Source organism: Paenibacillus andongensis (assembly GCF_025369935.1).
GTDB lineage: Bacteria > Bacillota > Bacilli > Paenibacillales > NBRC-103111 > Paenibacillus_E > Paenibacillus_E andongensis.
Genome location: NZ_CP104467.1, coordinates 3,875,618 through 3,889,957 on the forward strand (window position 1 = coordinate 3,875,618; position 14,340 = coordinate 3,889,957).

Here is a 14,340-nt window from a genome sequence, read left to right on the forward strand (position 1 = left end):
TCATTTCATAGAGTTATTTTAATAGAGGCAGATGAAGATAAAGCGGAGCCGAAATAAAGATGAGGTGAAGATTACACGAAAAAAAACCACTTTTCCATACGTTAAAAAGCATGTCATGAAAAGTGGTTATTAACTGTTTAAACTTGTTTCTTTAACCAGAAGAAAAACAAAACCCCGTCTTCTGTGTTCGCCGCGCCGTATGGCATACGATGTAACTCCAAAATATTTTTCGATATAGCAAGCCCTAAACCTGTGCCGCCTTGTGAGCGGTGGCGTGCCGTATCTCCTCGATAAAAGCGGTCCCATATTTTATCTAGCTGATCTGCTGGAATGTGAGCCCCCTTGTTTTCAATACATACCTTAACCTCATCTAGTTCTTCCTTTATCGAAATGAAAATCTGCTCTTTCTCTGGCGTATAGCGAATCGCATTGGTTAGAAAATTTGTAAGGACTTGCTCGATCCGATGTTGATTCGCCAGGACTGCAACGGTTGCAAGCTCGGTATGCACATGAAGTTGTTTCGAGCTGAACTCCACGGATAGTTTTTCACAAATATCCTCAATAAGCTTATCGATATTAAACGTTTCCATCTTCATTGTATAGGTGCCTGATTCAAACTTAGCCAACTCAAGCATATCCTCAATCAACAGATTCATCTTATCCACTTCTTTATCCATGGCATTGAAATAATAATCTTTTTTATGTGTAGCAACGCCATCCTTCAGAATCGAAATGCAACTTTTCACAATGCTGAGAGGCGTCTTTAGCTCGTGGGATACCCCTGAAATAAATTCTCTTCGCGTATTTTCCAATTGCTTTTCTTTCTCAATGTCCATCTGCAACTGCTCGATATAGGCGTGCAAAGATTGGGAAAGAGAATTAATACTTTGAGACAAGTCGCCGATTTCATCATTCGATCGAATGGCAATCGTTTCCGAAAAATCTAAACTTGCCATCCGCTTAGTCGTCCTATTGATTTGCAGCAAGGGGTTCGCGATCTTTCTAGAATAATACCAAGCAGCAAGAACAATAAGAAGCATAACTAGCCCAATCAAGTACACATAATAATCTTGAAGCATCTGCACCGCTTCATCAACGGGTTGTAGCGAAGCCATGGAGAAAATATAACGTATTGTTCCCTCTTGATCTTTGAACGGGTCGATGAACACTTTGTACTTCACGTCATTTTGCGTAAAATCAAGGATTTGCAAGGAAGCATAGCTGATTTTCGTATCATTGAATATTAAATTCGTTTGAAAATCCTTCAATCTGTCCATAAACAAGCTATTGGTGTAAATAAAACTTGAGGATTCATTCCCTGTTGGGAATTGTACTTTGGTAATCGAACCGTTGAGTAAAATCTCAGGGAGTACGGGTTTCTCTGACTTATTATATTTAATATCAATTTGAAGATCGTATATCTTTTTGGAAATTTTCTCATTTTCCCACATTATATTTCCTTTTTCAACCAATTGCATACGATATGGAATTAACGCCAGATCCTCTTTATACGCTGCAATAGCAACACGTGCTTTCGAGGTCAGAAGGGATTTCGCTTGACTTGGGGTGCTTGTTAAAATCTCATTGATGTTCACCATATGATAAAGCGGAAAGGTCATCGTTTTTCCAGAGAATTCCGCGTTAGATTTAGATTTAGCTGTATCCATCTTGACTTCCACATAGAAATCATTCACATTATTTAAGTTTCCAAAGCTATCTAATGTCGTAATCCATGCATTATTTTGCCTATAAAAATCCTGTTCCAACTTCTGAATGGAAAGTACATCCCCGCTACTTTTTAAATAATTTTCTTTAAAGGTTTGGATATTCGTCTGAATGTCATTTACTTTTCTGTTTGCGTAGTATTGCTTGAAAAATATCGTTTGTCCTAGATAAATCGTGGTTAATAGGAATAGGCATAACAGGGTGGTCAGCAAAAATAGTTTAAATACAATACTCGCTCTCATGCGTTACCCTCGAACTTATAGCCTGTCCTCACAATCGTCGTAATCAGCTTCGATTTATCTCCCAGCTTACTTCTTAGGTTACGGATATGAGTATTCAATGTACGATCATCTCCCTCGTATTCATAGCCCCAAATTTTCGAAATGAGCTGATCTCTCGAAATGACGATGCCTTTATTTTGCATGAGATAGGCTAAGATTTGGAATTCTGTATATGTCAGGTGGACTTGTTCCCCTTCTACAGTCAACGTTTGTGAAGATAGATTCATCTGAATCCCATTTATAGATAAGGTATCGCTGCTAGCGTGAGACATGGGGGATTCCGTTTGTCGTTCTTCCCTATTCCTGCTATCGATCAGTCGTTTAGCCCTGGCTAATAAAACAGCTGGACTGTAGGGTTTTGTTACATAATCATCTGCCCCTAGCTCAAATCCTAATAATGTGTCATCTTCATCCACTCTTGCAGTCAACATAATGATCGGGACATTCGAAGATTTTCTTATTCTTCTGCAAACAGACCAACCATCAAGCTCTGGCAACATGATATCCAGCATAATTAAATGAACGTCATGTGCTTGAAATAATAATAAAGCCTCTTTCCCATCGGCCGCTTCTAATACGAGATAGCCTTCATTCATGAGATAATCTTTAATAATTTCACGCAAAATATCTTCATCTTCTACAATTAAAATTGTTTTTTGCATATGATTGCTCCTACGTTGCTTTTCAATACCATTCTTACCTACTTAGTTGTAACATAGCCAAATAAAGATTATGTAAAGATAATTAAAAAGGAACAGCTGCCTCCGTCGGCATAACTGTTCCTTTCTTTGTTGAACTAACACGTGGTCGGTTGATTTATTTACTCCATGCGGTTTCAGTTTTATGCTCGATGACTTGTACCACTTTTCTTTGAACATCTTTCTCCATTGAACTATTGCTTTTAGGAACTTCGCCTTTATTTTCGGCTTGAATTTGTGCGTCAACCTGTGTTTTTGCAATAGCATCAATCAGTTGTTGTTTTGAAACATTTCTAGACTCAGCAATCTCAACGACAGACTTCCCTGTTGCTAATTCTTGTTTTAATTCTTGTGCGCTCATTTTTAATAACGAAATTAATTTTTCATCGTTTAGAAAAAAATCTGCCGTATAATCAGGCTTACCATCTTTGGAAAATAAACCTTCTACTTTAATTGTTGCTGGTGTTGGTTCACCTTTTAATACGGATTCAATTTCTTGAGGAGTGGGTACTTTGTCCGTTGTTTGTACGGGTACTACCTCATTTACTTGTTTTGGGCTTGCATTGGTTGCATTTGACGCATATGCACTAGCAGCTCCCACCAACAGTACTGCAGAAATACCAAGTACAGTGAATAACTTTTTTTTATTCTTTACCATGTTAGTAACCTCTTTTCATTGTTTTATTTGCTCTTACAGGTATTAATATAATGCGTACATGTCAAGATGAGGTGAAGATTATATAAAGATGAAATTGAGATTTTATTCGTTTTAATATGCAAAAAGCCCGCAGGGTTTGTTGGCAGAAAATAAAGTTAGACTGGTTGACTTTATTCCACGCGGCTTTTCGAATTGCCATATCGTCAGTCTCCATAAATTTGAGCCTGGAAATTGAACAGCGACAGCCTAAGGACGAGAAAATAATGTCCTAGACTGTCGCTGTTTTATTGAACTAACGTTCACCTTCCCTCGGTTTAGCTTAATCAAGCAAGTCAATCTAAAACTTTATTTTCTGAGAGCCATATTACCCTTATTGATTCAAAATATTAGGAAAAGGGTAAACATACGATAAGTGGGAAGTGGTATTAAAAACCAGCGAAAAACAGAATTCAATTTTAGTTTTCGAAAGGTTGTTGATTCACCATGAAAACACTAAGAAGGATAAAAAGATCGAGATTTCTGCTTCGATACTTTTTGAGTAAGACTTAGCATTAGAAGTGCATTTTTGAAATAAACCGCTTCCCACTATAAGAGGACTCTGCGATATAATTCGCGGGGTCCTCGCTTTTATGATGTTATCAATCAATTTCTCCTTTGTTATTAAGCTACCCTGCCAGCTAGATTAATAAAATGAGCAGGCCACCGCAGTGCCTGCTCATCTAATGTGTGTTATTCAACTATCGTATCCGTTAGTTCAATCCTCTATTCTATGATATTTAGTGCTTTTTGTATTTTTTCTCCGTATTTCGTTTCGGTCAACTTAGGGGTTCGACTTGTTGAGTTAACATTGCTGTAATAAAGAACTAAATAATTACCTGACTGATAAACGATTGGTGCGTGGGAACTGAGAAGCTGTATTTTCTCTTCGAAATGTTTATTTCCAAGGTCTCGTTTTTCTTTCGAGCCAAAATCATAAACCCTTATGAATTCGTTGTTAACCAGTTCATAGCTAATAGGTTGAATGCCATCAAGATGAGTTTCGACAGTTGATTCTATTTGACTAATGTTATGTTCGATGGACTTCACGGCTTCATTTACGGAAGTATACTTTTGTTGAGATGAACATGCACTCAGCAAAAACATGCTTAAAACCGCAACGAAAATAAATTTTCTCATGAAATTACCCCTTTTCTTATTAACTAATTAACTACTAAACATTAGACGTTCAGCATTCACAAAAGTTCCAACATTTTACATAATTTCCATCTTGGTTATTCCACTCTACTGCCCGTCCCTCTTAATCCGCAGGACTGAACATTAGTGGTCTGTGGGAATGAGATGAGGTTCTTTTCGCCCACGAAAAAATAAGATTAAATTGTTCTACCCTTATTTTTTAAGGCGGCAGCCGTCCTTTTTAAGTTGTCGTCGGAATAAACAGCAAAAAAACCTCTGATACAACACCCTGCCAGAGGTTTTTTAAATAGATTATGGAACCGCAACCTATTGCCACCGTATCCTTAAAAAATGGCGCATTTATTACTCCCTCATAAATCCTTTCTTTCAAAGGAAAACGTCGGCTTTGATTTGTTATTTTCAAAACCGCCGATTGGTCTTGCCGCTAAAATTGCCGCAACAAGCTATCTGCAAAAAATGCGTTTTTTTTATTTACCACAGGGCAGGTTGTTTTTACATTTTGCTCTATTGCATTGTCATTCAATGTAAAGTAAGTATTTACATATTTACATGCGTTCTCTTATATAAAACTGGTATTGCCGCTACTATAAGGATTATACCCATAAAAGCGGGTGCGGCATGACCAAGTGATACATAGATTTGACCTCCGATGATAGGCCCAATCATTCTTGCTAAAGCCTGAATAGATTGGCTACCTCCTTGAATCCTTCCTTGTTCACTAGAATCGACAGACTTGGAGAGCATCCCATTGAATGAAGGCCCAAAGATCGAATCACCAAAACCAAATATAAACATTCCAGCGATAAAAAGAGGATAAAATGAGAACAAAGCAGATAGCGCAATAAGACTGTAGCCTATAATCTCCGAAACCATTCCAAGAATTGCTATCTGTTTATCACTAAGTTTTATCAAAAGCTTTGGCATTATGAAACCCTGTGAAATGATGTCTTGGAAGCCCATAATTGAAAACATAAGTCCGATTATTGCAGGCTTCCAACTGAAAGTATCCATTGTAAATTGTGAAAAAACTGCCTGTAAAGATCCGTTGGGAATCCAAAGTAAGAACGCTGAGACAAGTAGCCTTTTTAAGTTTTTCATGGAAAGTACGTTTGCAAGCTGTGTAAATGGATTCAGCCTTACAAAGGTAATCTCTTTCAGTCTATTATTCTTGTCAAGACTCTCAGGCATATATAAGATTCCATAAACAACATTCAAAAAAGTTATTATTGCTCCAAAATACATGGGTGCAGAATAACCAAACTTGGCAATTAATCCGCCTAGAGCTGGGCCAATGACGGTGCCTACACCTACAACCGCACTCACCCATCCAAAGTATTTGGTTCTCTGTTCTGGAGGAATAATGTCTGCAAAATATGCGAAGATAGTGCTTATGCTCCCGCCTGTTATACCTTCTATTATGCGCCCAGCAAATAGGACCCATAGAGCTCCTCCTATGCCAAAAACGAAGTACCCGATTGCGGAACCCAAAAGGCATACTAAGAGCAATGGACGACGGCCATATTTGTCGCTCAAAGCTCCAAGTACGGGGGCAGCAAAAAACACGCAGACTGCATAAACAGAGGTCAGCAGCGTAACAACTATAGCTTGTTCTCCCGGAATGCTTGTAAAAGGCTGCACTAAGAATGGGACGACAGGTGATATGATACTGAAGCCTATACCGCAAAGAAACACGGAGATAAAACCGAATATTAAAGCGTGTTTATCTACGGCTTGTTCTGTGTTCTGTTCATTGTATGATCTAAATATGGACATTTAATTCTCACCTCAAAAGCTATAATTTTGATTCCTTGGAAACAAATTTATCGTACCGAATTTTTGTTTCCTTGTCAACAAATTAATAGCAATAAAAATGCAGCCCGTTCTCACTAGAACCCGGCTGCCTGTGGTTTCATTTTCATTATTTAAATTTATTCCGACTTCATATCTATACCCAGTTTCTTTATTTCTGTATCCAAGTGCCTACTATACTTTTCCATGAAGCTAAGCATACTGTCAAATTGCTCCTCAGTTACCTGCTCAAATACGGCTTTATCCCGCTCTTGAAACTCTTTGTGCAGATCCTCATGGATTTTATAAATTACTTTCCCTTGCTCAGTAAGCCTAAAATAGATTTCTTTCTTGTTATCCGACTTCTGGTAGCTTTCGATAAGGCCTTTTTTTATGAGCTTCTTAGTTATTTTACTTATGGCACCGCGAGTCATATAAAAGGACTCCGCAAGATTTGTCACGTTGGAATCTACATTTCTTTCAATGTATTCAATGCAATGTACTTCCGAAGACTTATAACCCTTAAGACTGTCTTCCATCTTATCCTTATTAAGCCAAACCATCTTGTTATATAAGTCCCTGAAACCCATTATGACCTGTTCTTCTTTGTTCATGGCCTGTCCTCCCACCCGTTGGTGCATTAACAATATTAAAAAAATTATTTTTAAAATGGAATTGACCTTGTTCCTCGGTATATTCTGTTCGTATCTTTCCCTTCTTTATTTTATCATCTTTTATTGATGAATTCTGCCGTTACTTCAACAGGCTACCGTATTAATAACGGTAGCCTGCTTTCTGTTTTTTATGGAACTATCGTACTCCGTTAGATTCCTGTAGATGGATAAATTTCAGCTTTGTAAAAAAAGGAGCACCTCTGTACGATGGAAGTACGCTACGGGTCAAAAGCCCTTTAATTCCATCATCCAGGAGGACGCTCTACTATGAAGTTTAAATCACAAGATAAGCAAAATCAACTCATTGAAAACATTACCTTTAATCATATTGTTGTTGGTGTAGACATTGCTCAGGAGGCCCATGTTGCCAGAGCGGTTAACTTTCGAGGTGTCGCTCTCGGTAATCCTTTAGTGTTTAGTAATGACGAGGATGGATTCAAGTCCCTCGACCGTTGGATTCGCGACTTGTTAGCTTCATTTAAATTATCTCAAGTTATCGTTGGTATGGAACCCACTGGCCATTACTGGCTAAGCCTTGCCGGGTGGCTCAAAAACAAAGCCATTGAAGCCGTACTTGTTAATCCTCACCTAGTTAAAAAGAATAAAGAAAACCGCGACAATACACGCTCTAAAAGCGACAAAAAAGATGCTTTAGTTATTGCCGACATGGTGAAAAACGGCTACTACTCCCCTGTCCGCTTCCATTCTTCCGAATACGCGGAGCTGCGAGTGCTTATGGCTAACCGAGAAACGGTCGTTAAACGACTCGTAAGTGCCGTTAACCAGATCCACCGCTGGGTCGACATTGTCTTCCCTGAACTGAGACAAGTCTTTAAAATCTTAACTTGCAAGGGTGCATTGTTAACCCTTCGGCTTTTTCCGCTCCCGGCTGAGCTATGTAAACTAAGTCCTGACGATGTAATTAAAGGATGGCAGAAATCAATGAAGCGGCATTCTGGTGTGCGTAGAGCTCATCTACTCATCGATCTTGCCAAGAAAACTATTGGATCTAAGCAGGCAACACATGCTTACAAACTCCATCTAGAGCAGCTCCTTGAGGAGCATGACTTAGCCACTAAACAACTGCAGAGGATAGAAAAAGAAGCCAAAGACGTTGTTGAACGTATCCCCTATTCAGGAAAAATGCTTGCCATTACTGGAATAAGTCCAATTGCTCTAGCTGGTGTTTTAGGAGAGTCTGGGGATCTTAGAGGTTATGCGCACGGGAACGCTCTACTCCGTCACGCAGGACTTAATATAACCGAAGCAAGCTCTGGGAAATGGAAGGGACAACTGAAGCTCAGCAAACGAGGTCGTCCACGTCTGCGTCACTTTCTTTATTTAATTACGATGTGCATGGTCATGAGTAACCAAGAATTTAAAGCCATACACCACTACAATGTTCAGGTGAAAAAGCTTAAAAAGATGAAGTCTATCATGAAGCTATGTGGAAAGCTAGCTCGACTCTTAGTAGGAATGGCTCGTAGTGATGAAGCTTACAACCGCGATAAAATCTTTGTATTAGCAGCTTAAAATAAACCTTATCTCACGCAAGTTGGCGTATTCGCAGGAGACAAAGAAAGCACGGAGTATCGGGATACATTACGCAAAAAGGCTCTGACCTGTTCCGTTAGAAAGACCGACCTCCACCCCTTAGATAGATGTAACGAAGGAATGATAGGGCGCTTGACCCGTTGAGACATGGGAGTGAAAATCGCTAAGGGCATCGTGGAGAATACGTGCAGCATTTGGAATGAATTGGGTGATTCAACTCCACCTCTGTTCCCGCATGCCTTTTTAACGACACATCCTAATATGTCTCGCTATCTTTCATTCATCATTGATATCTAAAGGATGAAATCCTGCGAATAGACGAGCTTGCGTGAGGAAATCAAATCATACCGAGGGAGCGTAATGACCTCACCTGACTTGACTTGTCATCTATGGTACGGTTCACCGTAATGTATTTAAACACAAAGTACAATTTGAACGTAAGACATCAGTTTATAAAGATAGGACCACTACTAACAATGGAGTGGTGTATAGAACTACACTTTTATTTACTTTTACGAAACCAACGAAACATAAAAAAACCAAACCTAGAATAACAAAAAACGTAAGTAGAAATTTTAAATACCACATTGTTAAAGAAGTTTCATCACTTTTAAATTCCCCATGATTTAACGCTTTGTTATATTCTCCACCTCTTTGAACAGCAATCGCTTCTTTCGTACTAATCCCTTTTATCTCAAATAATTTTGTTCCAACAGGAATAGTATTAGAATCTCCGTTTTTTTTCGGCATTGGATTAACGTTGCGTTTTACTTCGCCGATTTGTTGCCCAATTCTATCCATGGGAATTATTTCTTTCAAAGTGTCATATATGTTGTCGTTCCACAACACTCTATCAGAAGGATAACTTGTTGCTTCAGTAGTCGTTGTAATTCCAAGCACACAGATAGTTAAAAAAATAAAATATACCCAAATTCGCAGATTAGCCACCACCATACATTAGATTATGAAATCGTTTTGCATCGTTGTTGTTTCCTAATAAACGCCTTCTTCAATATTGTGCTCTCGTTCTCTTGTTAGTGCAATAATGTATTTAATCATTAAACAGATGCTTCTGTTATTGCCTTCTTATTTTAAGAAGTGAAAAAATTGATAAGGCAAGCCCAATAATCAAGAACCATATCCATCCCTCGTAAGAAATCATTAGAGCTAGTTCCCATGTGTTTGATGGTCCTGAATTGGGTCCATCGCTGTATGGATAAGCAAAGACAGATGGTAATGCTCCAATAAGAATCAGAGCCGTTCCGATTATAAAAAAGAAAAAGTATGAAACTCTTCTCATAGCCATCCCCTATTACTCTCCCAACATTTAATCCTAGAAATAAGACGAAGGGAACAAGTGAAAAGTTTCCATTTTATAACTTTCTTACACGCATGCTATGTCACTAAGTAGAGTAAAGGGCTGGAGATCCCAGCCCCTCCTCATCAAACCGTACATGCAGTTTTCCCGCATACGGCTTTCCGACGTTCTTCATCCAGGGCAGTACGGTTTTACCCAAGTGCATAATGTTTTCAGTCCTGTACGTTGAAGCAGAATATGCATTTCTGACCAATTCCGCTTGCGCTTCCTATGTTTGTTATTCCAGAACAGTCTCAATCTCCTCAGGATGTACCAGTCCACTTTCGCAAGGAAACGGTTTGCCATACTTCGATCTACATCCAGATGAGCGTAGAAGTTACGCCACCCTTGGATCATAGGATTCAGTAGCCCAACCATTTGCTTTAACGGCCAGTTTAACCGTCCTCGGGATGCCGTTTCTTCGTTCAAACGAGTACGCATCTTCTTCATCGCTTTCTTCGATGGAAAGCTTCGAAGTCTATACATAACCCCCTTTTTATGGAGATGCGGCATCTTCCTATGGTGAAAGCCAAGAAAGTCAAACCCATCCTGATTCTTCCATAGACATACTAACTTTGATTTGGATGTGTTCATGGTCAACTCTAGTTTTCCGAAGATAGCCTTGAGTACATGAATAGCTTCGAGTGCCTGCGGTTTGTACCGGCATAGAATGACAAGATCGTCTGCATACCTTACTAGCTTGCCCAGATGAGAGAATTGTTTCTCCCATATCGTATCGAGGTAGTTGAGATAAATGTTGGCGAGAAGAGGAGATATTACACCGCCTTGTGGGCTACCGATCTCCGTTTTGTGCCATACGCCATCCTTCATAACGCCTGCTTCAAGCCACTGTCTAATTAACTTTAGAATGCGCCTGTCGCAGATGCGTTCTTCGACCAGTTTCATCAGCTTGCTGTGGGAGATATTATCGAAGTAGCCTGTTATATCTACGTCGACCACCCAGTTGATGACGCCCCAATTGATGCTTTCCCGGATGCTCTTTATAGCGTGGTGAGCCGACCGTTTGGGGCGAAATCCGTAAGAGCAATCTTTAAAATCTGATTCGAATATACCTTCGATCACCAGTTTGGTTGCCATCTGAACAGTCCGGTCACGGACTGTTGGAATACCCAAGGGACGTGCCTTTCCGTCCGGCTTCGGAATCTCTTTCCGTTTGACCGGAGAAGGTCGGTATTCCCCATTCATTAGCTGTTGCCTGATCTCTTCGATGAAGGATTCTTCGCCAATCTCTCGGACGATGAATTCGATTGATTGTCCATCGATGCCGGCACTTCCACGATTGGTTTTCACTCTTCTCCATGCTTCTTGCAGGATATCTTTCCGGAATACTTTGTCGTACAGCGCATGAAACTTACGCTTTGGGTTCTCCTTAGCCGCAAGATAGAGGGTATTTTGGAGTTGTCGAGCGTTTTCATTGGTGGCGTTAGCCGTGTATTCGGCATTCACTTGCTCTTACCTCCTTGATATCCCGTAAACGAAGTGGGGTATTGCCTTTCGGCGCCCTTCCCTCCCCGGGGTTATGTTGTCCGCCGGATCATTGGTAGTATGGCCCCCTCCGACTCCCTTCCCGCAGCTCGCCATTTCACCTTTGGGGCTTATAGGTTTGCTTGTTACGAAAAAAAAAAAACTTCGTGCGGGGGAGGGTCTCCCTAGTTCCAAACACAACTGTCTCTGCATGCCGATCCCTTTACACCGGAGGGTTCTTTTGCGCTGCATTCCAAGATCTTTGCGCGTTCCATGGCCTTCGCCGGGGCAGTCGTGGCTCGGCTCCCTCTTATCCCTCCCGGGTTCAGTTTCACGATGCGGTAGGATTCATTTTCATTACGGCCTGCAGATTTGCTTCATCGCGCGAGGCGCGACTTTTCACAGGGCTTCAGCCGCCGGATTTCGCCGACGTCTGCCTGCTAGCTACGGGGCGGCTTGGACCTTACCCCGACTGAACTTGCATCAGTAAGTTGTGCCTAGCTTGGCTAGGCGCGCACTGCCCGTTACTTCAACGGACAACGGCAGCCGATCGTGTATCGGCTGCCGTCATGTCGTGCTGAACTATAGTTCCCTGATGCTTAACAGCAACCACGATTAAATGCTGTTAGGAGTGCTCCCCACATCTTTCAACACTTTCTCAAGGATGAGTCTGGTATCATGCTTGAGATTGTCATTCAAATACTCTTGGATGTAAGGGACAACTGGAGATCCGAGCGTAACTAACTGCTCATATGCTTCATAGTCAGTTTTCCAAAAGCTGCGCATGCTGCCCTCACCGAATTCTCCCCGTTCGATCACTAATATCCAATGTTGGACTTGATCGTTGATAGGCCTCTGTTGTACCGCCGTTACAGCTGCATTAAATGCCAAATCCTTCTCCCTTAATTCGGGCCTAGCTTTATACAGCTGATCTTCACTCACACATCTCCGTATCAGCTGGCTGTCCGTCAAATAGTCACCGCCGACGCCATCAGCCGCAGATACGTATGCGATGAAGTCATCGGTCCGATTCAATCGATTGAGATCGTCCTGTAGGCGACGGATAACATCGATTGCAATCAGGAAGAGCTGAGAGTCGACGATTTTCTTTTCAAAAATAATACATTGTTCAATTCGTAGTGATCTAGGCTCTTCTACACTGATGCTGTAGAAGATACTCAACCACTTCTGTAGACGTTGCGGCATTTCTTCGAACATAAAGGGGTAGTCGCCTTCGGCGTATTTGAATTCAGTGTAGAGCTGTTCACGGGTTCGGTTATAATGGTCATAGCCTTTCTCGAGATATCGTTTTTGGTAATCGATATAGGCTTCATCTACAGTTTGGTTTAGGGCTGCCAGATTATTGATGTAAATCACATAGCTACCGTGATAGGAATCTGTGAAAATTGAAAACGTGTAAACATCCTTGTTGTGACCTTCTGCGATGTAATCATCCAAAGCAGATTTGCAGAAATCATATAGCGCATCCTCCATGTCTTTGGAGCTGATAAAGATGCCGTCATGAGGTCCATAAGTACCGACCTCAAGTATTTCCTTATCAGGGGTGCAGAGAAGATAGATCCCGTCACCTTCTAAAGCCCGTCTCCCACTGATTAATTTGCCAATATGTACATCATACGAACTACTCATCTCAGAACACATCCCTCTTGGTTGATCGTCCTCTAATAAATACAACTTGATTTACTAATCTCCTACTGGAAATAAGGAAATCGACAACATCAAGACCACATTTGGGGACGCAAACCGACAGCTTCTAGTGTCTGTGCGACTGTTCCATTGCGGGCTGCAAGATCGCAGTATACTGTCCTTTACTTCAATAAAACAGGAAGTAGCTGCCGCTTGCGGCAATCTACTCCCTGTTGTTATCGTGTCCCGTTAGAGCTCAACGGTGCATAGTAATGAAAACCAATTTAATGCTTACATGTTCTCTACTTACTTAAAGTATTGGTCAATCATTCTGTTGTCCTTTAAAATCAATGACTTAATGTTTTCCTGAGTGAGCATATTCAAGATCATCGGTTTACTTTGTTTTTCGAATCCAGCATTCCATTTGAACATCTTCATGAAAATATTAAATGTTGGATTGTAGTTCGCTTTTTCAATCCCTAGTTTTTGCAAGATAAATCTACTTGTAATCCTAATTATTCTTAGCGCATACGGGGTGTCCAAGAAAATAATTAAGTCAGCATTCTGAAAGCTTTTGAAAACCCAATCATGGCTATGAGCACCTTCTACAATCCATCGGTCCGAACGAATTATATTTTCTAAGTACTGATCTCTTTCTACGTCAGATCTTCTAATATCTTCGGATCCATGCCTTATCCAAACCACGTTATCTAATTCATAGTAAGGAACACTGTACTTACGGGATAAATTTCTTGCAAGTGTGGTTTTACCGCTACCCACTGAGCCAATAATATGTATTTTATTCGGAATGTTTTTGTTCAGACGGATCACCGCTTTTTGTAAAAGTTGTTAATCCTTATTTCCTTAAACTGCTTAAATATCCTTCCAGTATTGACTAACCTGTCTGTTAGATTAGAAAGGCGGCCGATCTGTCTTTATTGATTGAACTATCGTACCCGTTAGCTCAATGAGATGCTGCCGTACAACAGCATTTTTTATTATTAAACCGCTAGCGATTTATAGCCTTCTCCGCGAGATATACCTCATTCTTTTTGACGTAGATGTCGTATTGGCTGTTTTCATTTCTGCCTGAACCCACTGTACCCGTGTCATGACTTGTTATTCGGCTGCGATAGGAAATGCCATGACTTTTTAATTTATTTACAGCATCATAATATTTCGATTGATTGAATGCAGTAAACACTAAACGCCTATGCTTGGAAAAAAGAAACATGATGATATTCATAATGAGTTGCTCGATATTCCCCATTTTAATCAT

Annotated in this window: 13 protein-coding genes and 1 pseudogene; 3 read left to right on the forward strand and 11 right to left on the reverse strand. The window is 40.5% G+C overall.

What is annotated here, in order from left to right:
• Positions 1-137: 137 nt before the first annotated feature.
• From NYR53_RS17305 to NYR53_RS17320, 4 genes and pseudogenes are all read right to left on the reverse strand, one after another.
• Positions 138-1,967 carry a sensor histidine kinase gene (locus tag NYR53_RS17305; protein WP_261300509.1) on the reverse strand — a complete coding sequence of 610 codons (1,830 nt, stop codon included), beginning with the start codon at positions 1,965-1,967 and terminating at the stop codon, positions 138-140.
• Positions 1,964-2,668 carry a response regulator transcription factor gene (locus NYR53_RS17310; protein ID WP_261300510.1) on the reverse strand — a complete coding sequence of 235 codons (705 nt, stop codon included), beginning with the start codon at positions 2,666-2,668 and terminating at the stop codon, positions 1,964-1,966. Before NYR53_RS17310 ends, NYR53_RS17305 begins: the two co-directional genes overlap by 4 nt.
• Positions 2,669-2,822: 154 nt before the next feature.
• Positions 2,823-3,170 (reverse strand): annotated as a pseudogene (locus tag NYR53_RS17315) (hypothetical protein); the annotation flags it as partial.
• 954 nt (positions 3,171-4,124) lie between these two features.
• Positions 4,125-4,538, reverse strand: coding sequence for a membrane lipoprotein lipid attachment site-containing protein (locus NYR53_RS17320; RefSeq protein ID WP_261300511.1), 414 nt, complete (start codon positions 4,536-4,538; stop codon positions 4,125-4,127).
• 348 nt (positions 4,539-4,886) lie between these two features.
• On the opposite strand from NYR53_RS17320, the gene NYR53_RS17325 reads away from it, so the two are divergent.
• On the forward strand, positions 4,887-5,084 hold the full coding sequence (locus NYR53_RS17325; protein WP_261300512.1) for a hypothetical protein: 198 nt from the start codon (positions 4,887-4,889) through the stop codon (positions 5,082-5,084).
• Between the two features lie 9 nt (positions 5,085-5,093).
• Here the strand turns inward: NYR53_RS17325 and NYR53_RS17330 are convergent, their stop codons facing one another.
• Positions 5,094-6,329 carry an MFS transporter gene (locus NYR53_RS17330; RefSeq protein WP_261300513.1) on the reverse strand — a complete coding sequence of 412 codons (1,236 nt, stop codon included), beginning with the start codon at positions 6,327-6,329 and terminating at the stop codon, positions 5,094-5,096.
• A gap of 155 nt (positions 6,330-6,484) precedes the next feature.
• Positions 6,485-6,958: a MarR family transcriptional regulator gene (locus tag NYR53_RS17335; RefSeq protein ID WP_261300514.1), complete on the reverse strand. Its 474-nt coding sequence runs from the start codon at positions 6,956-6,958 to the stop codon at positions 6,485-6,487.
• 327 nt (positions 6,959-7,285) lie between these two features.
• Between NYR53_RS17335 and NYR53_RS17340 the strand changes: the two genes are divergently transcribed.
• Both NYR53_RS17340 and NYR53_RS17345 read left to right on the forward strand, forming a co-directional pair.
• A complete protein-coding gene (locus NYR53_RS17340; RefSeq protein WP_261300515.1) occupies positions 7,286-8,551 on the forward strand; it encodes an IS110 family RNA-guided transposase in 1,266 nt (421 codons plus the stop codon).
• Positions 8,552-8,725: 174 nt separating this feature from the next.
• Positions 8,726-8,869 carry a hypothetical protein gene (locus NYR53_RS17345; RefSeq protein ID WP_261300504.1) on the forward strand — a complete coding sequence of 48 codons (144 nt, stop codon included), beginning with the start codon at positions 8,726-8,728 and terminating at the stop codon, positions 8,867-8,869.
• Positions 8,870-9,022: 153 nt separating this feature from the next.
• On the opposite strand, the gene NYR53_RS17350 is transcribed toward NYR53_RS17345, so the two are convergent.
• From NYR53_RS17350 to NYR53_RS17370, 5 genes are all read right to left on the reverse strand, one after another.
• Entirely contained in the window at positions 9,023-9,472 is a 450-nt protein-coding gene (locus NYR53_RS17350) for a hypothetical protein (RefSeq protein ID WP_261300516.1), read from the reverse strand.
• Positions 9,473-10,061: 589 nt separating this feature from the next.
• Complete coding sequence (ltrA, locus tag NYR53_RS17355) at positions 10,062-11,396, reverse strand: group II intron reverse transcriptase/maturase (RefSeq protein ID WP_261300466.1); 1,335 nt, start codon at positions 11,394-11,396, stop codon at positions 10,062-10,064.
• A 633-nt stretch (positions 11,397-12,029) separates the two neighbouring features.
• Positions 12,030-13,064, reverse strand: a complete 1,035-nt coding sequence (locus NYR53_RS17360) for a DUF4303 domain-containing protein (RefSeq protein ID WP_261300517.1) — start codon at positions 13,062-13,064, stop codon at positions 12,030-12,032.
• A 303-nt stretch (positions 13,065-13,367) separates the two neighbouring features.
• A complete protein-coding gene (locus NYR53_RS17365) occupies positions 13,368-13,883 on the reverse strand; it encodes an AAA family ATPase (RefSeq protein WP_261306413.1) in 516 nt (171 codons plus the stop codon).
• A 187-nt stretch (positions 13,884-14,070) separates the two neighbouring features.
• Positions 14,071-14,331 (reverse strand): hypothetical protein, encoded by a 261-nt coding sequence (locus NYR53_RS17370; protein WP_261300518.1) that lies wholly within the window; start codon positions 14,329-14,331, stop codon positions 14,071-14,073.
• Positions 14,332-14,340 lie beyond the last annotated feature (9 nt).

Coding starts and splice junctions, on each gene's coding strand:
- NYR53_RS17305 (WP_261300509.1), bottom strand. CDS start 1,967: ATGAGAGCGAGTATTGTATTTAAACTATTTTTGCTGACCACCCTGTTA.
- NYR53_RS17310 (WP_261300510.1), bottom strand. CDS start 2,668: ATGCAAAAAACAATTTTAATTGTAGAAGATGAAGATATTTTGCGTGAA.
- NYR53_RS17320 (WP_261300511.1), bottom strand. CDS start 4,538: ATGAGAAAATTTATTTTCGTTGCGGTTTTAAGCATGTTTTTGCTGAGT.
- NYR53_RS17325 (WP_261300512.1), top strand. CDS start 4,887: ATGGCGCATTTATTACTCCCTCATAAATCCTTTCTTTCAAAGGAAAAC.
- NYR53_RS17330 (WP_261300513.1), bottom strand. CDS start 6,329: ATGTCCATATTTAGATCATACAATGAACAGAACACAGAACAAGCCGTA.
- NYR53_RS17335 (WP_261300514.1), bottom strand. CDS start 6,958: ATGAACAAAGAAGAACAGGTCATAATGGGTTTCAGGGACTTATATAAC.
- NYR53_RS17340 (WP_261300515.1), top strand. CDS start 7,286: ATGAAGTTTAAATCACAAGATAAGCAAAATCAACTCATTGAAAACATT.
- NYR53_RS17360 (WP_261300517.1), bottom strand. CDS start 13,064: ATGAGTAGTTCGTATGATGTACATATTGGCAAATTAATCAGTGGGAGA.
- NYR53_RS17370 (WP_261300518.1), bottom strand. CDS start 14,331: ATGGGGAATATCGAGCAACTCATTATGAATATCATCATGTTTCTTTTT.